Source organism: Acinetobacter sp. ESBL14 (assembly GCF_036668815.1).
Taxonomy (GTDB): domain Bacteria; phylum Pseudomonadota; class Gammaproteobacteria; order Pseudomonadales; family Moraxellaceae; genus Acinetobacter; species Acinetobacter gyllenbergii.
The window spans coordinates 1-255 of sequence record NZ_JAZEVS010000075.1; the positions used below are offsets into that span (position 1 = coordinate 1).

A 255-nucleotide genomic window follows, 5' to 3' on the forward strand; every position below is an offset into this window, starting at 1 on the left:
TCGCATTCAAGATGCCGTCACCGTTCAGATCATCTGGAACTGTGATCGCACCAATCAAGTCAGCTGCAACTGTATCCACCGTGATGGTTACATCTGCATCGGCACTGTCAATGTTACCTTGTGCATCCACCGCTTCTGCATGGATCGTGATGCTGCCATCTGCTGCAACGGCTATCGCTGCAGTGATGAAGCCATTCACCAAGTCCGCTGCTGTTACTGTGTAGTTGGTACCATTTACGGTTACCACTGTACCCA

General features: G+C 50.6%; 1 protein-coding gene. It reads right to left on the reverse strand.

The genetic code is table 11. The features are described from left to right. Positions 1-255, reverse strand: a 255-nt coding sequence (locus V6E90_RS21695; RefSeq protein WP_332606433.1) for a hypothetical protein, incomplete at both ends; no start/stop codon positions are given.